This is a genomic window from uncultured Psychroserpens sp., assembly GCF_947492715.1.
Taxonomy (GTDB): domain Bacteria; phylum Bacteroidota; class Bacteroidia; order Flavobacteriales; family Flavobacteriaceae; genus Psychroserpens.
Genome location: NZ_CANLNS010000004.1, coordinates 130617 through 153274, shown reverse-complemented (window position 1 = coordinate 153274; position 22658 = coordinate 130617). Strand labels below are relative to the sequence as shown.

Sequence of the window (22658 nt, the reverse complement as noted above, 5' to 3'; positions counted from 1 at the left end):
ATATCAAGATCTGTTTAAGCTAAAACGGATTCTTCAGTAGGAGCACTTTTAATGACTTTCATTGCTGTCATTGCGGCTCTTAAGCGCTGTCCTACCGCTTCAATTGGATGATTTCTAATGGCATCATTCACTGCGATGAGTTCAATATTATCAATACCAGTTGTATCTGAATATGGTTTTCCGATGATTGATGTATCAACGGTTTTCATAAATTCTGTTAGCAACGGTTTGCAGGCATGATCGAATAAATAACACCCATATTCTGCCGTATCAGATATTACACGATTCATTTCGAATAGTTTCTTTCTTGCTATTGTGTTTGCAATTAACGGCAATTCGTGTAATGATTCGTAGTAAGCAGAATCTTCAATAATACCTGCACTTACCATAGTTTCGAAAGCAAGCTCCACTCCAGACTTTACAAAAGCTACTAATAATACGCCATGGTCAAAATACTCTTGTTCAGAAATATGATCTGTAGTTAAAGCTGTCTTTTCAAAAGCTGTTTCTCCTGTTTCAGCTCTCCATTTTAATAAATTGATATCATCATTTGCCCAATCTTCCATCATTGTTTTTGAAAACTGACCAGAAATGATGTCGTCCATATGTTTATTAAATAATGGACGCATAATGTCTTTAAGTTCTTCTGATAATTCAAAAGCTTTGATTTTAGCTGGATTGGATAAACGGTCCATCATGTTAGTAATCCCTCCATGTTTTAAAGCCTCTGTAATTGTTTCCCAACCAAATTGGATCAATTTAGCGGCGTAACTGGGTTCAATACCTTCTTCTACCATTTTGTCAAAGGATAAAATGGCTCCTGTTTGTAATAAACCACATAAAATGGTTTGTTCTCCCATTAAATCAGATTTCACTTCTGCAATAAATGAAGATTCTAAAACGCCAGCTTTATGCCCACCAGTGGCTACTGCATAGGCTTTGGCTTGTGCCCAACCTTTTCCTTCTGGATCATTTTCTGGATGTACTGCTGTTAATGTAGGTACTCCAAAACCTCTTTTGTATTCTTCTCTAACCTCAGTTCCTGGGCACTTTGGTGCAACCATAATAACTGTTAAGTCTTCACGAATTTTTGTGCCTTCTTCAACAATATTAAATCCATGAGAATAGCTTAAGGTTGCGCCTTTTTTCATTAACGGCATTACAGCTTTTACGACATTGGTATGTTGTTTGTCTGGTGTTAGATTTAAAACGAGATCGGCATTTGGAATTAACTCATCATAGGTGCCAACATTAAAATCATTAGCCGTTGCATTTTTATATGATGCTCTTTGTTCATCGATAGCTTGTTGACGTAAAGCATAAGAAATGTCTAATCCAGAATCTCTCATGTTTAAACCTTGGTTGAGTCCTTGTGCTCCACAACCTACAATAACTATTGTCTTTCCTTTTAAAGCGTTTACACCATCTTCAAATTCTGAAGCATCCATAAAGCGGCATTTTCCTAATTGCTCTAATTGCTCTCTTAGTGGTAATGTGCTGAAATAATTTGACATGTTTTTCTCTATTTTTTTAAACTCTTTTTAATTTTGAAATGCTTGTAGCATTGTTGATATTTTCATTTCGTCTTTAGTTACTGCAATTCTGCCTGAACGTGTAAATTGCATAATACCAAAAGCATTTAATTCTCTATACAATAATTCTATTTCTTGTCGCCTTCCAGATTTTTCTAGAACAAAGAACTCTTTGTTTACAGTGACAATTCTGGCATTACTTTCTTTAATGATGTTTTGAATTTGACGCTCTTCAAACAATAAATCTGATTTTATTTTGAAAATGCACGATTCTTGATAAATGGTGTCCTCTTCGGTATGATAGTATGCTTTTATAACTTCGACTTGCTTTTCAATTTGCCCTATAATTTTCTTAATCTGCGATTCCGTTACATTAACGAGAATTGTAAATTTTGAAACCCCTTCAATTTCTGAAGCAGAAGTGTTTAAGCTCTCTACGTTGATATGTCGTCTTTGAAAAATAGCCGAAAGTCTATTTAATAGACCAATGTTATTTTCAGTGTATACCGAAACTGTATAATGTTGTTTTTCTGAATTCATTTTTATTTTCTTTTCGTTATTTCAAGTGATTTTTTTGAGGTACGAGATAAGATTGTTCTCGATACAATTTTCAAACCCGTTGCACTTCTTTGAAATTCACTCGAACTGACGTTTATTCTAATCTTATATCTGAAACCGAAGCACCAGAAGGTACCATTGGGAATACATTATCTTCTTTTTCTACACATACCTCTAAGAAATATGGTTCTTTACTAGCTATCATTTCTTCAACAGCTGAGGCTAATTCTTCTCGTTTGGTTACACGCTTTGCATTGAGATAATACCCCTTTGCAATAGCTACAAAATCTGGATTTGTCATTTCAGTAGACGCATAACGTCTATCAAAAAATAGTTGTTGCCATTGTCTTACCATTCCTAGGAAATCATTATTAAGTACAACGACTTTTACGGCTGTTTTTTGTTGGAAAATGGTGCCTAGTTCTTGAATGGTCATTTGGTAACCTCCATCTCCAGAAATAGAAATAACTTCTCGTTCTGGTGCAGCCATTTTAGCTCCAATAGCAGCTGGCAAACCAAACCCCATAGTTCCTAAACCTCCAGAAGTAATATTACTTTTAGTTTTGTTAAACTCAGCATAGCGACAGGCAATCATTTGGTGCTGACCAACATCACTTACAATGGCTGCTTCTCCTTTAGTTTGGATGTTAATTTCTTTCAATACTTCACCCATTGTTAGACCTTCTTTTGTTGGATGCAAATCGCTCTTAATAACTTTTTCATACTCAATATCATATAAGTCCTTAAATTTTTGATGCCACTCTGTATGCGAATTTGGTTTTATTAAAGAAAGTATTTCAGCAAGACTCGTTTTAGCATTACCAAGAACTGCTATATCTGCTTTTACATTTTTATCTATTTCTGCAGGATCAATTTCAAAATGAATGACTTTGGCTTGTTTTGCATACGTAGCAAGATTTCCAGTTACGCGATCATCGAAACGCATGCCTATTGCAATAAGTACATCACATTCGTTAGTTAAAACATTAGGTGCGTAATTTCCATGCATCCCAACCATTCCAATGTTTAAGGGATGAGACGTTGGAATTGCAGAAGCACCAAGAATAGTCCATGCAGAAGGGATTCCCGCTTTTTCAATTACGGCCTTAAATTCTTCTTCTGCTTCACCTAAAATGACACCTTGCCCCCAAACCACCATTGGTTTTTTTGCGTTGTTAATTAATTCTGCTGCTGCTGCTAATGATGACTTATCGGTTTCAGGAACAGGTTTATAACTTCTAATCCCAGTGCATTTTTCATACTTAAAATCGAAATCCTCAAATTGAGCGTCTTTAGTGATGTCAATTAAAACGGGTCCGGGTCTCCCGCTTTTGGCAATATAAAATGCCTTAGCCATAACTTCTGGAATTTCAGAAGCCTTAGTTATCTGATGATTCCATTTAGTAACTGGTGTTGAAATACCAACGATATCAGTTTCTTGAAATGCATCGCTACCCAATAAATGTGAAGGTACTTGTCCGGTAATACATACCATAGGTGTAGAATCTATTTGAGCGTCTGCAATACCTGTGATAAGATTCGTAGCACCTGGACCAGAAGTTGCCATAGCAACTCCAACTTCTCCAGAAATTCTTGCATAGCCTTGAGCTGAGTGCGTAGCACCTTGCTCATGACGAGTTAGTACATGATGGATCTTATCTTGATATTTATATAATTCGTCATATACAGGCATAATAGCCCCTCCAGGATAACCATAAAGTACTTTTACACCCTCTTCAAGTAAGCATCTCACAATGGCTTCACTACCAGAAATTCGTTCTGTAGTTTGTGCAGTATTATATGTCTTTTGTATTGTTTGAGTTTCTTTCATCTTTAATGTCTTTTAAAATTCGTCAGTAACACAACCTTTCGAAGCAGATGATACTGTCTTTGCATATTTGTAAAGAACTCCGCGTTCAAATTTTAAGTCTGGTGCTTTCCAATTTTGTCTTCTTTTTTGTAATTCTATTTCTGAAACTTCAACTGAAATAGTGTTGGTTTCTGCATCTATAGATATAATGTCACCATCTTTAACAAAGGCAATTGTTCCACCTTCTTGAGCTTCTGGAGTAATATGTCCAACAACAAAACCATGTGTTCCACCAGAAAATCTTCCATCGGTAATTAAGGCAACATCCTTACCTAAACCTGCTCCCATTATGGCTGCGGTTGGCTTTAACATTTCTGGCATTCCTGGCCCTCCTTTTGGGCCTTCATAACGAATAACAACAACATCTCCTTTTTCTACTTTTCCATCTCTAATGCCGTCATTTGCTGCGTATTCTCCTTCAAAAACTTTAGCTTTTCCGTTAAAACTTAGTCCTTCTTTACCAGTGATTTTCGCGACACTTCCTTCTGTAGCTAAATTGCCGTATAACATTCTTAAATGCCCTGAGATTTTAATTGGCTCCTCAATTGGTTTAATGACATCTTGTCCTTCAGTTAAATCATCTACCTCTAATAAATTCTCAGCTATTGTCTTTCCTGTAACAGTTAAACAGTTGCCATGAATGAGTCCTTTTTTAAGTAGGTATTTCATAACTGCAGGAATTCCACCAACGTCATGTACATCTTCCATGAGATATTTTCCGCTTGGTTTTAAATCTGCCAAAAATGGTGTGCTATCACTTATATCTTGAAAATCTTTTAATGTAAAATCTATTTGAGCTGCTCTTGCAATTGCTAAAAAGTGTAGTACAGCATTTGTAGAGCCACCTAATATGGTAACTAGTCTTACTGCATTTTCAATTGACTTTCTTGTGATAATATCTGAAGGCTTTATGTCTTTTTCTAATAGTACTCTTAACGCTTCTCCAGCTCTTACAGATTCTTGTTTTTTCGCATCACTTAATGCTGGATTAGACGAATTAAAGGGTAATGTCATTCCTAGTGCTTCAATTGCAGATGCCATTGTATTTGCAGTGTACATACCTCCACATGCTCCAGCTCCTGGACATGCCTTTTCTACAATATTCTGATATTCATTTTTAGTTATGGTACCGGCAACCTTGCTTCCCCAAGCTTCAAATGCAGAAACAACATCTAGCTTTTTACCTTCATGGCATCCAGAATCAATTGTACCTCCATAAACTAAAATTGAAGGACGATCTAAACGAATCATTGCCATTAAAGCACCAGGCATATTTTTATCACAACCTACAACGGTTACCAATCCGTCATAACTCATGGCTTGTACTACAGTTTCCATTGAATCTGCAATAATATCTCTTGATGGTAATGAATATCGCATTCCTGGTGTGCCCATTGAAATACCATCACTCACACCAATTGTGTTGAAAATTAGACCTATTACATCTTCATTTTTCGTCCCTTCTTTGACCAATTTGGCTAAGTCGTTAAGATGCATATTACAAGGGTTGCCTTCGTATCCTGTGCTTGCAATTCCCACAATAGGTTTGTAAAAATCTTCTTTGGTTAATCCGATAGCATGCAACATCGCTTGAGCAGCTGGCTGTGTTGGATCTTGCGTCACTGTTTTACTGTATTTATTTAATTGACTCATACGGCTTTTGATAGATTTCTTTTACGTTCTCCTAAAACTTCTTGTTGGTATATGATACTTTCGTTATTGTAATATGCGCTCATAATATTTTAAAGTTCTAAATTATATTATCGTGTTTTTTTTATGTTGTGAATATTTCTGATTGAACTAAACTCATGTTACTTTTATTTTGTTTAAATGCTTGTTTTTGAGTCGTTTACATGTTGTTCTGTATGACGTTCAGGCATCAAATTTTTAATTAAATTTGTTGGATTAGTTTAAAACATAATAGGCAAACATTCTAAGCATGTGGAATTTGGTCTTCTTGAAAATTTAAAGACTAAAGTTGAAAATGAAATGAATAACCTGCCAACAGAGGATGAGTTAGTCTATAAATTAAAAAAATGTATACTAAGTCAGAAACCTGAACGAATTTCAATTGATAAGGCTTCAGAAAAACTTCATATTTCTGAACGAGCTTTACAAAGAAAGCTAAGGAAGTTAGATATACCCTTTAAAAACGTTGAGTATAGTTTACAATTAAGATTGGTTAAAACCTACCTCAAGGAAAATCAAAAATCTAATGAAGAGATAAGTTACCTCTTAAGGTTCTCTGAGAGTAGTGTATTTATTAGATTTTTTAAATCTTTAACTAATGAAAAATATATAAACAACTTATTTTCGATGAAATAGTTCTAAAAGATGTATTCAATATATTCTAGTACATCATTAGTTATCTGGATAAAAATAAATAGCTATTCAAATTTTTGATGTGATTTTTGATAAGACCTTGGAGACATTGAGGTTTCCTTTTTAAAAGCACTATAAAAAGCTGAAGACGTGTTAAAACCAACATCAAAAGCTAGATTTTCAATTTTCTCATTTAAAAAATTGGGATTAATCAGTTTTGTTTTAACATCTGCTATTCTAAAACCATTAATCACATCTTTAAAGTTTTTTCCATATACAGCATTAATGGCTTTAGACACTAAGTATTCAGGGCTGTCTAATGTCTTTGAGAGTTGAGCAATAGAAATTCCTGATTGTAAATACATTTTATCCCTTTCAAGTGCAATCTTAATATTTTCAATAAGCTCATGAGTGACTTTCGCCGAATACTTTTTCTTTATAACGGATGGTGAATTTAATGCTACAAAAAATAGAACATATATAATAGTTGAGGCTATTATCAATCCAATAGTATAATTAGTTTGACCTCTTGAAAAATTTTGAATTGAAAAGGCTATTATCAATCCAAACATTCCATAATATAAATAGTGGTGCCATTTTGTGAGTTTGGACTTATATTTAGAGTTAAAAATGTACTTAACTCCAATGTATATAAGATATATCAAGAAGAAATAATTACCCCAAATGTATACGTCATTAGCTCTATAACTATCAGTTATTAGTATTAAAAAAAGAACTATTGGACCTAAAAAATGCACTAGATTATAAACCTTAAATTTTTTCGATTCCGAAAATAAATATTTGAAATGAAGGAGTAAAAGAGGCGCAGCAATAGTATATCCCAAGAGTACTATTGATATTTGGGTTAACGACATACCATTTACCAAGTAAATTAGCATAGATTTAGAAATTCTCATCGCCATTGAAAAAAATATTAGTCCAATAGTAATATCTAGAAACTTATTTTCCTTTCTAACAAAGAAGAAATAGATAGACATAAACAAACAACTTGATACGGCTATACCCGAAAACATAGTTAAAGCAACAACTAGATTCATAAGCACTAAATTATGAAATATAAAAGTATGAAATCTGCTATTTTTTCATCTGTTAAAGTATTCACAAATAAATCTCCAGTTTCACTGAAAAAGGAAAGTCAACCATTAAATGCATCTTAGTTATACTTCAGTTTTTAAAAAGGTAATTCTTCTTTGCTGGATAAATTTAGAGTCTAAATAATTTTATAATGAATAAAACTAAACCAATAAATCTTTTTTTAAAATCACTTGACCAATTGTTAAAAAGGTCATAAAACTATGTCCTGTTTTTAAAAAAACGGAAGCCTAAAAACTAATGTAAAGCTAAATTTGAGCAAACGAATAAACAATAATATAATGAAACTAAAATTGAATTTAATAATAATGATGTTTGGATTTACAACATCATACGCGCAATTTCATACACTAAATATTCCACAGCCTAGTCCACATGTGAACGATATCTTTTCTTCTTTTGAAAAAGAACTTCTTAACGAATTGAGTAATGGAGGAGCTCCTGGTATTCAGGTATCAATTATGTATAACGGAGAAGTCTATAACAAAAGTTTTGGTTACAGTAATTTTAATAAGAAAATAAAAGCGAATAACAAGACCCTGTTTAAAAATGCATCAACAGGAAAAGTTTTTGTCGCCTATGCAGCCATAAAGTTGTCGTTGCTTGGTAAACTGGATTTAGATAAGAACATATCTACCTATATCTCTGGATTAAATTCGGAAATAGGAAAACTAACGACTAGACAATTAATAACACATACGTCAGGGCTAAAAGATGAATCAGATAATTTTGGGCCATCTGGACTTTCACAGCAAATTAAAATGGCAAAAACCTTGGGAAGTGATAAGTTCTTTGGTGAGCCTGGGATGGTTTTTAGTTATTCAAATACTAATTATGATTTAGCGGGAGCCGTAATCGAATCTTTAACAGGTTGGGATTTTAACACAGCTATGATGAAACTTGTTTTCGAGCCTCTTAACATGAAAGCTACTACTTATAGATTTGATGTTGCTAATCCTAAAAATGTGGCTTTTGGTCATAGTGGTTCAGGTCCAAACTATTCTACTAACACTACAATTCCAGATAATGCAAGAGGAAGAGCTTCAGGTATGGCATTGACAACAGCCGAAGAATTAAATAAGTTTTTAATGTGGTTACAAATAGATCATAAAGATCAATTTGATAACAAATTAAAGGATGCTGTTTTGGAAGTGTTTTCAAACAAAAAAATGACAGGCGCTTATTGGGAATATGGTTACGGGTTATTCCATTCTACCTACTGTAATACCAATGCAATATGGCACAGTGGTGGCATGCCTGGATATAAAGCCGCATTTTTAAGTGTACCAGAACAGAGTTTTTCTGTGACTGTTTTGGCTAATGGTTCTGGAATTAATCAATGGAACGTTATAAAAAAAGCAGTAGAAACTGTAATAAATGGCAACTGTTCACTAATTAGTAATAATGTCGAACTAACCGATATTTCAGAAGAGGAAGGCCAAGAACTCATTGGAACATATACTCAAGGGATTGGAGCTAGGATTAAAGTGTTCAAAAAGGAGGATACTTTTGTTATGAGCGTTGATGGAGGGCCTAGTTATGAGTTAAAGAAAAGAGGAGAAGATAACATTGTAACAATTCGTGAAAATAAACCTTCTACTAGTTATGGTGTTTTTAAAGATAAAAATGGTAAAGTGCTCTATCTTCAATATTGGGTGAGAGCCTACCCGAAGGTTAATATGTAAAATACGTTAATCAGACCGTTTATCCTAAAAAAAACAAATACCGAAATGAGATTCATTGACCATGTTGGATGATTCTTTTAAATCAGTTTTCATCATTATTTTAGCTCGTCTATTCTTGATTCTAACTTTTCATCAACATAATTCAAATAAATTATTTTTAAAATAATATTACTTGAATGTCTAATTTGACTGTTTTTTATTTTACTGTACCAAATTTGTACCCTAAACATAGAAAAGTTAATAAAGCCTATAAGGTTAATTTCTCCTTAGAAAAGTAACTATTATATACTTTAATTCCTTTGCTTTAACTGTTCAATGTTATTCTTGATTATTTAGTTTTAATACTTGAGTAATTTTTACTAGATTTATCCCAGACCTATAATTTCTTTTTTTTATGCATTAATGATGTGAATTTCCGATCGTCAAATTGATAGATCGATTTTTGATGCAGCACAGATATTTAATAATACAGTTAAAAAATGAATAATAGTTATAGGATACTATTCGATTTACTGGTTACTCATACTTACTTTAAAACAGGCTTTTGCGAAGGGCTAACTTATAAACCATCGAAATCTACAAGTGAATTGATGGATAGATTTAATCTTAAAGTTTTGAATATCGATAAAGGCTTTCAGTTTTATTCGAGAGGAAAAGTACCTTTTGATACCTTTCTCAATTATATAACTAAGGCCACAGAGCATTCTTATTTCGAATTTAATGCTCAGTCTACAGACCAAGTTTTTTATCAGTATACAAATTTACCTCTTGATGATATAAAAACACTCTTATTTGATTCTGAACAGAGTCATGCAGAAGGAGACTTTATAGTTTTGAACCAACAATTTCAGAAGCGCTCTGCTAATTTATTTACGTTAAGAATACAATTCTCTGACATTTTAATGCATTTAGCTAAAGATGCTATAGGTCATTATAGAATAGACTTTTCTTCACGAGCCACAAAATGGCAATATAATATCATAAATAATAGCCAGGAACACTATAACGAACTCTCAATTAAGAGCAACTCCGAAGTAGAATTTGATTCAGGAAAAGAAGTGGTGTTAAACAATGGACAAAAAGCAATTGCTTTTACATCTATAGGAGACAATATTGTACTTAGTCAAATTCCTAAACATACTTTTGATTTGGTTTGTACTGAAAGTGAAATGGGCGTAAAAATATCGAGAATTTTATTTAAAGGATTACCGATGCCAATTCCTAGCCAATTGCAAGTTATAAAAACGAATACCGAAATGTCTATGGTATCTCCAATATATATCTATTTATAACAGTCGATAGTTTTTTTCTTTAAAAGGCCAAGGTAGTACATTCTGTAGCAGAATACTGCCCGTTGTTTTGAGTGTTTTATTCAAAACCACTCTGCCAAATACACGTATATATACCTATTGTTTCGCATTATGCGATGCTATACCTTTGAGATGACTCCAAGTTAATCGTGACTTTAATTTTATAGTTACTGAGCTTAATATTTGTGTTTTGAGTAAGCTAAATAATAGCACATTAACCTGTATACATTCAAACTAAATAAGACATTATGGACTCAAAAAAGCAATCGGTTTCATCAAACGAAAAAAAACCTTACCTCTCGCAACCTATTCCTGGCAATGGAGAACTATTTCATGTAGAACATGACCCTATAGACCCATCTGCCACACAACCTTGGAACGGCTTTGTTCCAAAATGTACTTTAGATGATCAAGATCAATGCAAATATTTTCCAGCGCAAACATCAAATATAATCGTAGACGAAGTCTATGAAAAAATTAGAATTAAAAGTAATAAATGGATAGAAATGGCTTGTGAGGAGGCCAAAGCATCTATAGGAGAAGAAGGAGGGCCATTTGGAGCCGTAATTGTTCAGATAGATGATGATACTCAAGAGATTATTCGTTATTGGAAAAATCATAATCAAGTTACCGCTATAAACGATCCAACGGCACATGCCGAAGTGATGACGATTCGGAGCGTCTGTGCATCTCTAGGTGTTTTTGATTTGTCTAAAATAGAAAAAGGCCATTCTAAGTTACCTCAAAAAAGCGAAACATCTCATTGTGTCATATTTAGTTCTGCAGAACCATGTCCAATGTGTTTTTCAGCGATTAGCTGGGCAAGTTTGAAACACATGTATTTTTCGGCCACACGTTACGATGCCGCTGTGCAAGGTGTTAACTTTTCTGATGAAGAAATTTATAACGAACTATCAAAACCGTATTATCAAAGGAGTATGAAAGTATTTCAATGCAGTACACCAAATTCACTGGATGCCTTCAATACATGGAAGGTTGTTCCTCATACAGATTACTAACCGATAAACTAAAATACTATTTCAAATGGAAACGAATTCAAATTTTAACTGGAAGGATCACATCTCAATTGTTGATTCTAGTTTAAACGCAGAAGCTATTGCAAACGTCATTAAAGTGGATACAGAAATGTTGGCTCATATGGACGATTTACAAGATAGAGTCCAAGCCGATTTAACAAAATTTCAACCGGTAATTGTTGCTCAATTTACGCCTGGCGGCGGAAAATTTACTTTAGTTAGAGATGAATATGGAGAAGAGGCCAGATATACTGTTGAGCCTGTAGCCAGATTGTTTTATATGGCAAAATCTATTGCGCATGCGCCTCTTGGTATTTTTGGATGCTTTGGTCCTTATAGTACAGACCCCAAAAATCAAGGCTGGAGAGCACCAATGGAAGATTATAGAAATGTATTAGCAAAGGCCTTGTCAACGATAGATGATATTGATGTTGAAAAGGGCTATCAAATTGATGATAGATTAAAGCGGAAATTGGTAATGGATTTAAATAATGTCACTGGTCAATTTGACGATGCGCCACCTCATTTAGACGAAGATACAGTAGTGCCTCATGTCATTAAAGTGATGAAAGACTTGTTAAAATCCTCAATCGATTTTGTAGATAACACAGCATTCCAATTAAGTGACGACGAATCCCCTGCAGAAGTGTTTCAAAAATGGTGTAACATGACCAGCGACGATAAAGATAATCCAGATGATACACTCTATAAACTTATCGTACAATCCCAAGTGATTGCAGCATCAACGCAGCAATTAGGAATAAGCACATTAATGCAAACATGGAGAGATACATTTTCTGAAGAAGATTGGGCAAATTTATACGTTATCGTTCAAGGAGAATGGGTAACCCGAAAGTTAAACTCAATTGCACAATGTATTTTACCTGAAATGGCAGATGGAGAAGAAGCCTTGGATGAGCATCTTTTGATTGTAACTAATCTTACAGATGTGGATCCAGCATTACATTTTCTAGCTCGGATTTTAGAAGACAGATCAGCGGCGGCAATGATTCTCACAGATCATAGTCAACCAAGAGATGATCTATCTGGTCAAGTGGATTTATTAGGGCCAGTCATGCAAGATGTTGTTTGTCCGCATATGAGTGCAGCTAACAAGGCACCTGAAACTGGTGATTCATGTCCTCATTAAACTAATTAATACAAATTATATGGAAGTTTCTGAGTATAAAAATCACCTTACGTTTTATCTCGATGGTAAAAAAAGGACCTTGTTTAATGTGTCTCCCAAAATGCGACTTATAGATTTTTTGCATTTGCCCGAGATTGGAAAAGGCGGAACCAAAATAGCTTGCGGACAAGGAGGTTGTGGTGCTTGTACTGTAATGTTAACGGGTTATGACAAGGTGCTGAGAAGAATAACCAACCGAGCTATTAATGCATGCCTACGCCCATTATCCTCTATAGATGGTACATTGATAACAACCACTCAAGGCATTGGTAATGTTAAAACAGCAGTAGACGAAATACAATGGACTATTGCTGCTAATAATGGTTCTCAATGTGGTTATTGTACGCCAGGTTTTGTTATGAATATGTTTACAAGAATGCAGGAAGATTCAAAGCCAAATGTAAGGGAAGTTGAGGAATTATTTGATGGGAATATCTGTCGATGTACAGGGTATCGTCCAATATTAGATGGCTTTAAAAAATTGGCGAGTAATTATAAACCACCAAAGCATATACCAGAAATAGAATTAGATCCTAATTATAAACCAAAGGCACAACCACATGCCACGAAAATCAATATTCCTAAAGACTTTGCAGAGTATATGGAAAACCCAGACAGCCTTCATTTTAGCCAGAATGACTATAGTTATTTTAGACCAACAGTACTCCCAGAGTTATTTGGTTTATTAGATGAGTATGGTCCTGTAGGTCCTAACTTGCAGCTGATGAGTGGTAATACAGCAGTTGGAATTTATCCTACCAAAGCAAATTATAATGAAGCCTATCAAGATCCAAAATGTATTATTGATATTTCTAAAATCACCGAACTACAATCTGTTAAATCTACAGAGAATAGCTTAACTGTTGGCGGGCAAATTACGTTGTCTAGGTTTTTGAATGTGCTTGAAAATCAAATAGAAAAACTGGAAGAACCTTTAAGTAAGGGGCTTGTCGCTTTAAAGGAACATCTTCATAAAGTAGCCAATCTGCAAGTGCGAAATGAAGCAACTCTAGCTGGAAATATTTTTATTGGAACCAACAAAGGGTTTCTCTCAGATTTGGTTTTGGTTTTAGCAACTCTTGAGGCGACAATAACGGTGAAAACGAGTAAGGATACTTCAACAGTAACATATCCAATTCTGAAATTGCCAAAGGCTTCAGAGTTAGGTAAAGATGCTATTTATTATGCCATTACAATACCTTATACAAAGAAGAATGACTACATAAAAACCTTCAAAATTCGCAGGCGTGTGGAAGATTGTCATGCCATAGTAAATGCTGGATTTAAGGTGACATTGGATAATAATGAACAGGTCGTAGAAAGTCATTTTGTCGTAAATGGAATCAATGCTAGCTATGATGATACTTCCGAGGGACTCAAATTTAAACCTGTCATTTTATCTCATGTGTCTAAAATGTTATCTGGAATGCCATGGAATGAGGATACTTTAAGTAATGCATTGCATTTAATTAGAGATGAAATTGGAAATTATGAACCACCAAAAAATGATTGTAATGAACTTTTAGAGATCAATCAAATACCGTTTTCTTATCGTCAAAATTTGGTGTCTTCATTATTCTATAAATTTTTTGTTTCAGTATGTAAACAACGACATATTAAAGTTTCAGAACATATAGATTCGTTGAATGATAATTTGCACGACGATATTTCATCAGGTATTCAGTTTTATAATTCATATGAAGATGAACTACCAGTATCAGCACCTTTTGTAAAGCTATCCGCTTTCATGCAGGCTACAGGAGAAGCCATCTATACGTCCAGCGTATTAACACCTCCAAATACTTTGGAAGCGGCGTTTGTCTACAGTACAATTTCAAAGGGAACTTTTGGTTATTGTCTACCACGTAAAGAAAAAGTGAGTGTAGAGGAATTGGTACACTTCTTAAGTGATAAGTTTTCAGGTTTTACCGATTTAATTACTTATGCTGATATTCACGAGGATAATCGCTTAAATAATTGGGGAGGAGCGGGATTAGACGATCCTCTATTTGTGCCTTCGGAAGATGATCAAATACCGACACTAATTCTTAAAAAAGGAGAAGATTCTGAGGTCTTTTTTCCTGAAGAGATTACTACGATAGGGGCACCTCTTGCCATTGTTTTAGCAAAGACCGAAGCCTTATCAAATACCATTGCCGAGTATATAAGACGACATTGCATAAAGTATGAAGAGCAACGAGGAATTTACATTGATGAAGCCTTACAAAAACAACACTATTTTCCTCAATCTCCAAGTACAAATCCAGGTTTAAGTCATATTGAAGAAATGATTAGACCAGGTAGTGATATTGCTATTCTTGAAAACTTAGAAAGATTAGCTCATGGAGATACTAATATTGAACACAGTTTTTCTCACGGAAATCATGCCACAGGATATCAAAACCATTTCTACATGGAAACCATGACTGGTCTAATTATTCCAGGTGAAAATAAAGATATGATATTGTATTCTACAACGCAAAATTTGGCCGACGACCAGAGTGTTGTAGCGAGTATTTTAGGTATCGATGCAGCTGATGTAAAAGTAACTGTACAGCGACTTGGAGGCGGATTTGGAGGCAGGCAATCTAGAGCTCGATTTATTGCTGGACCAATTGCCATCGCTTCTCATAAGCACAATTGCCCAGTTCGTTTAAAAATGTCTAGAGAAACTAACTTCATTATGTGTGGAAATAGACATCCGTTTTATGGTCACTTTGCAACACAATTTGAGCCGTCTGGTAAAATAACAGGAATGGTAATGAATTATATTTCCAATGGAGGAAATACTTATGACCTTTCTTTTCCCGTAATGGACTTATCTGTATTAAGTGGCGATAATGCCTATAATATTAAACATTTAAAAGTTACTGGTAACGTCTGTCAAACTAATGAGATAAGCAACACAGCATTTAGAGCTTTTGGTTTGGTTCAAAGTATGAACATACTCGAAGAATGTATTGAACGAACGGCTTTTGAGTGTGGTATTAGCCCAGAAGAAATTAGAGAGCGCAATTTTTATAAAGATGGACAAGTTAAATGGACAAGTTTTCAAATTACAGATTGGACATTAAGTGTCTTAGAAATGTTTGGTTTTGATAAATCAACATTGCATAGTTTGGAAGTTTTAAAGGATGTAGTGTATAAGGATGAAACTGAATTAGAAATGGCTATAAATAGTCATAATATTGAAGGTTTAATAGGACCTTCAAATATTGATAAACTTATCACTTTAAAAGATTTTAGTACCACATCTTACGATTATACGCCATATTTAGCAGGATTGAAATGGAACAATATCAATCAGATATGGACCGACTTAAAAACGTCCTCAGACTTTGAAAAACGAAAAGCCAGCATTGAAGAATTTAACGCCAATAATAAATGGAAAAAGAAAGGAATTTCTATGATTCCTTTAAAATATGGGATTTCTTTTAATGGTCCGAGAGGAGCTTTAAATCAAGGAGGAGCTTATGTATTAGTTTATTCTGGAGATGGTTCTGTTTTGGTACATCATGGTGGCGTTGAAATGGGGCAAGGTATTCAAACTAAAATGGCTCAAATTGCTGCAGAAGCATTGGGTATTCCAATTTCATATATTAAAATGGCAGAAACGAATACTAATATTGTTAATAATGCCTCTGCAACAGCAGCATCTACAGGATCTGATCTTAATGGAGGTGCAGTTCAAAAAGCGTGTTTAGCACTGAGAAACCGCCTAGAACAAATGTGTATTGATCTAGAAGATAATGTCCTATATTTTGCTGAAGCTGTAGAGGCCGATTCTCAGGATGCCTTAAAAGTTAAGACTATTGTACGTAACTGGAGAGACCATTGGTCTGAGGTATGGCCATTGATTATAGAATGGGCCTATTCAAGTCGAATAAACTTAAGTGAGTCTGCTAGATATAGAGCCCCTCATCATGATGTTGTAGATAACACAGATCCAATAGGCAGACCCTTCTTTTACTTTACATATTCTGCCGCTGTAAGTGAGGTTGAAGTAGACATTCTAACAGGAGAATTCGAAACAAAACGAACAGATATCTTATTTGATTTAGGAAAAAGTCTTAACCCTTTAATTGATGTAGGTCAGTTAGAAGGTGCGTTTGTTCAAGGATTGGGGTATTTAACGACCGAGGAAATGATTAAACAAGGACCAAAAGAGACACCAATTGAAGGTATTCCAAAAGAAGCCATAACTTCTGTGAATACCTGGGATTATAAACCTCCAGGGACAAAATCCATACCTACAGATTTTAGAATTTCGATATTTGATGATCGATTGACTCCACAAGAAAGATTAGATCCAAAACTCGCAGCAAGAGCTGTGAAATCTTCAAAGGGTATAGGAGAACCACCTTTAGTACTTGCCAACTCTGTGTTTTTTGCTATCAAACAAGCCATACTTGCATTTTATAAAGAAGTCGGCCATGAAGGATGGGTAGAAATGACAGCACCTGCAACAATACCTAAAATACAAGCAGCTTGCCATGTGGCATTAGATCAAATGACTCTTAAATAAACTTTAGTAAAAAAATAAAAATATGACAACTTCAAAACCAACACCAGTAATTTTTAATCATAGTGCCGCAATTGATGATTTTGTGTCCACAGCAGTGCTTAGTTCAATGCCAAATATAGATATTAAAGGTATTGTTGTAACCAATGCCGATTGTATTGCTACTCCAGCTATGGATACATCTAGTAAAGTACATCAATTTCTAGGTTTAGAGAAAAAGAATATTCCACTAACTTTAAGTATGGCTAGAGGATGGAACGCCTTTCCTTGGTCTTATAGGAAAGATTGCATTACAATGGGCACTATAGAATCCTTATATCCTTTTAAGAGTCATGTAACGCCGCCATATCAATCTGGAGAAGATATGATAGAAGTATTGTTATTAGAGGCCATGATAATGAGCGAACCTGTAATTGTATTAGCTACAGGTCCGATTACAGCAATTACCACAGTGTTAAAAAGGCGCCCAGAACTTATTAAAGGAATTAAGAAAGTTATTTGGATGGGAGGTGCCATTTTTGTGAAAGGAAATTTGTATGATAAAACGGTTTCTGTGCCTCGGGAAATAGCAAATGATAAAGCCGAATGGAATGCCTTTTGGGATCCTTTTGCGGTTAACGAATTGTTTACTACGTTTAGCGGGATTCATATGTTTCCACTGGACATTACAGATAAGGCAAAGATTACAGATGCATTTAAAACTGAACTTGCCGCGCAGGCAAAGGATTTTAATCTGTCACAATTTGTTAGTGAAGCTTATGGTTTGGTAAAAGATGAGCCATTTTATGAAATGTGGAATACTTTAGCCACATGTTTCCTAGGAACTGCTGCAAATGACATCTTCGCAGATCCAGAAGAGATATCTTTAACAATAGAAGAATGGGGAAATGACACTCAGGGCTGGATACATCAAATGGAAAATAGAAATGCACAATCTGTTTATTTTAATTTGAAAAACTCAGATGCTTTTTATGATTATGTATTGCAACAGTTAAAAGCAAATGTAGAAGATAATGACTAGTCTTATGAAAAATATTGTAATAATGAGTTTTTGCCTGTGCATATTAGGCTGTAAAAAAACAAATGATAAGTTAGATTTTGAAACAACATCAGATTTCTATGAGAAACTGGTAGAAACAAATGACATCGCAGAGTTAAATCAATTTTTTACTAATATGCCTAAAGGTGGTGATATTCATCATCATTATACAGGATCCATATATGCAGAAACCTATTTAGATTGGGTAGGAGATAAGAATTGGCGAATAGATAGTTGTTCGTTAAAAATAATTAAGGATGTCTCCGAAACCCAAGGTTGTACGCTATTAACAGCAGATGAGGTTATAAAAAACACAGCACTATATAGGCAGTTGTTAGAACTTTGGTCAGATCTAGATTTTGCAAATCATGATCATTCTGAACCGCCACCAGATTTACAATTCTTTAATACGTTTGGTTATTTTGGAGCCGTTTCTGACGAATACATGAATATAGGATTGAATATTTTAAAGGAAAGAGCTATTAATGAAAATGTATCCTACATTGAAACCATGTTAAGTGCAGTGGGTGTGTCTAGCAGTGATTATTTTCCTCAAGATAACGACTTCAACACGTTATTAGAACTAGTAAAGACACAGGAAGATGTAGATGAAATTCTAAAAGAAATAGATAAGGTCTATTTAAACAATACAGCTTTCGAAAATGAGATAGATACATTTGTAGATAAAATAGTTAAGGATCATGAGGGTATTGATACTGATAATTTCACCATGAGATTCCAAAGCTATGGCGTTAGAGTTCTAGAACCATTACAGGTATATACAGATCTTCTTTCAGCATATATTGCCAATACTAAAACACCTTTACTAGTAGGTGTTAATATTGTAGCTCCTGAAAACAACTATGTTGCTCTAAAAAACTATACACTGCATATGCAAATGTATAATTACCTTAAAAGGCAATATCCAGATGTCAATAGAGCTTTACATGCAGGTGAACTTACAATCGGAATGGTAAGACCAAAGAATTTATTATTTCATATTAATCAGGCTTTAGATATAGCAGGTGCGCAAAGAATAGGACACGGTGTTGATCTACCCTATGAAAATGAATCATATAAATTATTATCTAAACTTAAAAATCAAGCTGCAATCGAAATTAATTTAACCAGTAACAAGTTCATCCTTGGTGTTGAAGGTAGAGAACATCCCTATTTAATTTATTCAAACTATGGTGTACCTTTAGTCATTTCAACCGACGATTCGGGCGTGTCTAGAAATAACTTGTCAAATGAATATATGTTATTGGCTACGAATTATAAACCGTCCTATGAAACGATTAAGGAATATGTCTATAATAGTATTGATTATTCATTTATGGATGAGAAGGATAAGGAGAAGTCTATAAAGGTATTGAATGAACAATTTGAAGAATTTGAACGGAAAATAACAACTGTTTTAAACAAATAAATTAGAGACGCTTCTTTACAAGATATTGATTTAAACCCTGATTAGAACTAATGAAATATGATAAGGATCAGCGAGCGAATTGATTTGACCCTCTTGTTTGTTGATATTTATGTTTAAATGTATGGGCAGTTGACGTCTTTTGTATAGGTACTATATTCCTTGTCTATATAACCATACAAAATCGTATATTGTACTCAATTCATCTATTTAGGTCCAAATGTCAATATACAAGAGCATCTTTTTTTTATTCTTAGGATTAACTACAATATCTGTTAATGCACAAGAAATACCACCTATTCAGGTTTATTTGCCAGAGGTCTATAATGCCGAAACTCAAAACTGGTCTATTAGCCAATCTGAAAATGATTATATCTATGTCGCTAATAACATTGGTTTATTAGAATTCAATGGTGCCAAATGGAAGTTATACAAGACGCCCAATCAAACAATATTACGTTCTGTAAAAGCTGTTGAAAACACAATATATACTGGTTGTTATATGGAATTTGGTTATTGGAAGCGCGATAGTCTTAACCAGTTGGGATATACCTCTTTGTCTAAAGACCTTAAGTCACCAATGATTGAAGATGAACAGATATGGAATATTATTGCTTTGGATGAATTTATAGTATTTCAGTCTTTAAATAGGCTTTATAGTTACAACACAAAATCGAAAGTGTTCAATGTTATTAATTCAGAAACAACTTTAACTAAGATGGTTGAAGTTAACAATACCATTTATTATCAAAAACTGAATCAAGGTGTTTTTAAAATTGAAAATGGTAAAGAAACATTGTTTTCAGATGATGATTTTTTGAAAACAAACCGAATTATAAACTTATTCAGTATTGACGGGAACTTTATCATTCAAACAAATCAAAAAGGTTTTTTTGTTTTAGATGATGGTGTGCTTTCTAAATGGGATGTTCCGTCAAATGAAGTTGTTTCAAGTCTCACGACCTATAGCAGTATGAGATTAAAAGACGGAAGTTTTGCGATTGGAACAATTTCTAATGGTATTATTGTACTTAACAACGAAGGTAGGATAGTCTATAGTTATAATCAAAAAAATGGCTTGTCCAATAATACAGTTCTTTCCGTTTTTGAAGATAAAACCGACAATATTTGGCTTGGTTTAGATAACGGCATTAATTGTATTAACAGCTCATCTCCGTTTAGTGTATATAATGACGAAAAAGGACAATTGGGAGCTGTGCATGCAGCAAAAGTCTACCGAAATAAATTATACCTTGGAACAAATCAAGGATTATTTGTTAAACCACTTGATGTTCTTGAAGAGTTCGAACTTGTGGATGGAACAAAAGGACAAGTTTGGAGTTTAGAAGTATATGATGACACTCTTTTTTGTGGTCATGATTTAGGTACTTTTATTATTAACGACGATGGTATGAAGCAAATATTTGATGTCGCAGGTACTTGGGGCATAAAACAGATACCTCATAATGAAAACCTTTTATTAAAGGGAAGTTACAATGGTTTGAGCATTTTAGAAAAAGTTAACGACGATTGGCAACTTAGAAATAAAATTGATGGATTCGATATATCTTCTAAATTTTTTGAGCTACTAGATAGAAATCATATTCTTGTGAGTCACGAGTATAAAGGTGTCTATAAATTAGATGTTAATAGTGGCTATGAAGAAGTGTTGGAGGTGAAAAAAGATACCACTGTAAATAAGGGATTACACGCTAGTTTGCTTAGATTCAATTCTGATATTCTATATGCATACAAGGACGGTATTTATGCTTTTGATAGCAGTGAAGACCTGTTTAAAAAAGACACTGTTTTAAGTGAAGTTTATAACCCTAAAACGTATGTGTCTGGTAAATTGGTGAATACACCAGGTAAACTTTGGAGTTTTTCAAAAAGAAACATAAACTTTATATCGCCTGGGTTGCTTAGTGATACACCACAAATTACAAGGATACCGTTATCAAGCGAATTGAGAGAAAGTATAACTGGATATGAGAATATTATTCCTATAGATAATCAGAAATACCTTATCGGTTCTTCATTTGGGTACATTGTTGTGGATTTGAATAAAATGAGAAATAGATCTTATAATATCCAAATAAATTCAATATCTAATTATGCATTAGACTCCGAAAGCCGAACAATAGAAACCAAAACGAATAAGGAATTTCATAATAAAAGCAACAATTTCGAATTCACTTATAGTATTGCGGAATTCGATAAATATTTAGAGTCTGAATATCAATACAAGCTAGACGGAGATTATGATAAATGGAGCTCATGGTCTAAGTCCTCATCAGAGCTGTTTAAGAATTTGCCTTTTGGAGATTACACGTTTTATGTTCGAGGTCGCGTTGGAAATCAAATAACCGAAAACACTGCCGAATATTCGTTCTCTATTAAAAAACCATGGTATTTGTCAAATCTATTGGTGCTTATTTATGCGTTGTCGCTGATAGCTTTCGCAATTATTACTCATAATATTTACAAAAGAAATTACAAGAAACAGAAAGATAAACTAATTATAGAGGCAGAACGTGAATTAGAACTTAAAGAATTAGAAAATGAACAACAGCTCATGTCGCTAAGAAATGAACAGTTAAAGCAAGATATTGATAATAAAAATAGAGAACTTGCAATTTCGACGATGAGCCTTATTAAAAAGAATGAATTCCTAAATAGCATTAAAGAAGAGCTCAAAGGTGTTAATAAAACGGAAGGTCTTAACTCGGTTATAAAAATTATTGATAAAAACCTAAACAATACAGACGATTGGAAGTTCTTTGAAGAGGCTTTCAATAATGCAGATAAGGATTTTCTTAAAAAAGTAAAGGCTAAACATCCGTCCTTAACACCAAACGATCTTAGACTTTGCGCTTATCTTAGACTAAATTTATCTTCAAAAGAGATTGCTCCATTGTTAAATATTTCCTCTCGTAGCGTCGAAGTGAAACGCTATAGACTTCGCAAAAAAATGGATTTACCACATGAATCTAGCTTAACAAATTATATTTTGGAAATTTAGACACTATACATGGGCTGTTTTTGCCTATACATT

Annotated in this window: 14 protein-coding genes; 9 read left to right on the top strand and 5 right to left on the bottom strand. The window is 34.0% G+C overall.

Features of this window, described 5'->3' with window-relative positions; genetic code table 11:
- Positions 1-14: 14 nt before the first annotated feature.
- From ilvC to ilvD, 4 genes are all read right to left on the bottom strand, one after another.
- Entirely contained in the window at positions 15-1514 is a 1500-nt protein-coding gene (gene ilvC, locus Q0787_RS11820; protein WP_298902906.1) for a ketol-acid reductoisomerase, read from the bottom strand.
- A gap of 27 nt (positions 1515-1541) precedes the next feature.
- The gene (gene ilvN, locus Q0787_RS11815; protein ID WP_298902905.1) at positions 1542-2072 is read right to left on the bottom strand and encodes an acetolactate synthase small subunit; all 531 of its coding nucleotides are present in this window, start codon (positions 2070-2072) and stop codon (positions 1542-1544) included.
- A 112-nt stretch (positions 2073-2184) separates the two neighbouring features.
- Positions 2185-3921, bottom strand: coding sequence for a biosynthetic-type acetolactate synthase large subunit (gene ilvB, locus Q0787_RS11810; protein WP_298902904.1), 1737 nt, complete (start codon positions 3919-3921; stop codon positions 2185-2187).
- A gap of 12 nt (positions 3922-3933) precedes the next feature.
- Positions 3934-5613, bottom strand: coding sequence for a dihydroxy-acid dehydratase (gene ilvD / locus Q0787_RS11805; protein ID WP_298902902.1), 1680 nt, complete (start codon positions 5611-5613; stop codon positions 3934-3936).
- Between the two features lie 288 nt (positions 5614-5901).
- On the opposite strand from ilvD, the gene Q0787_RS11800 reads away from it, so the two are divergent.
- Complete coding sequence (locus Q0787_RS11800) at positions 5902-6285, top strand: AraC family transcriptional regulator (RefSeq protein WP_298902900.1); 384 nt, start codon at positions 5902-5904, stop codon at positions 6283-6285.
- A gap of 62 nt (positions 6286-6347) precedes the next feature.
- Here Q0787_RS11800 and Q0787_RS11795 read toward each other — a convergent pair whose 3' ends face one another.
- Entirely contained in the window at positions 6348-7340 is a 993-nt protein-coding gene (locus Q0787_RS11795; protein ID WP_298902898.1) for an AraC family transcriptional regulator, read from the bottom strand.
- A 336-nt stretch (positions 7341-7676) separates the two neighbouring features.
- Between Q0787_RS11795 and Q0787_RS11790 the strand changes: the two genes are divergently transcribed.
- From Q0787_RS11790 to Q0787_RS11755, 8 genes are all read left to right on the top strand, one after another.
- Positions 7677-9080 carry a serine hydrolase gene (locus tag Q0787_RS11790; protein ID WP_298902897.1) on the top strand — a complete coding sequence of 468 codons (1404 nt, stop codon included), beginning with the start codon at positions 7677-7679 and terminating at the stop codon, positions 9078-9080.
- A gap of 479 nt (positions 9081-9559) precedes the next feature.
- Complete coding sequence (locus tag Q0787_RS11785) at positions 9560-10372, top strand: hypothetical protein (RefSeq protein ID WP_298902896.1); 813 nt, start codon at positions 9560-9562, stop codon at positions 10370-10372.
- A gap of 266 nt (positions 10373-10638) precedes the next feature.
- Entirely contained in the window at positions 10639-11409 is a 771-nt protein-coding gene (locus Q0787_RS11780; protein WP_298902895.1) for a nucleoside deaminase, read from the top strand.
- 25 nt (positions 11410-11434) lie between these two features.
- Positions 11435-12577 (top strand): hypothetical protein, encoded by a 1143-nt coding sequence (locus Q0787_RS11775; protein ID WP_298902894.1) that lies wholly within the window; start codon positions 11435-11437, stop codon positions 12575-12577.
- 19 nt (positions 12578-12596) lie between these two features.
- Positions 12597-17141: a molybdopterin cofactor-binding domain-containing protein gene (locus Q0787_RS11770; protein WP_298902893.1), complete on the top strand. Its 4545-nt coding sequence runs from the start codon at positions 12597-12599 to the stop codon at positions 17139-17141.
- A 22-nt stretch (positions 17142-17163) separates the two neighbouring features.
- Positions 17164-18159 (top strand): nucleoside hydrolase, encoded by a 996-nt coding sequence (locus Q0787_RS11765; protein WP_298902892.1) that lies wholly within the window; start codon positions 17164-17166, stop codon positions 18157-18159.
- 4 nt (positions 18160-18163) lie between these two features.
- Positions 18164-19606 (top strand): adenosine deaminase, encoded by a 1443-nt coding sequence (locus tag Q0787_RS11760; protein WP_298902891.1) that lies wholly within the window; start codon positions 18164-18166, stop codon positions 19604-19606.
- 217 nt (positions 19607-19823) lie between these two features.
- On the top strand, positions 19824-22625 hold the full coding sequence (locus tag Q0787_RS11755) for a LuxR C-terminal-related transcriptional regulator (protein WP_298902890.1): 2802 nt from the start codon (positions 19824-19826) through the stop codon (positions 22623-22625).
- Positions 22626-22658: the final 33 nt, after the last annotated feature.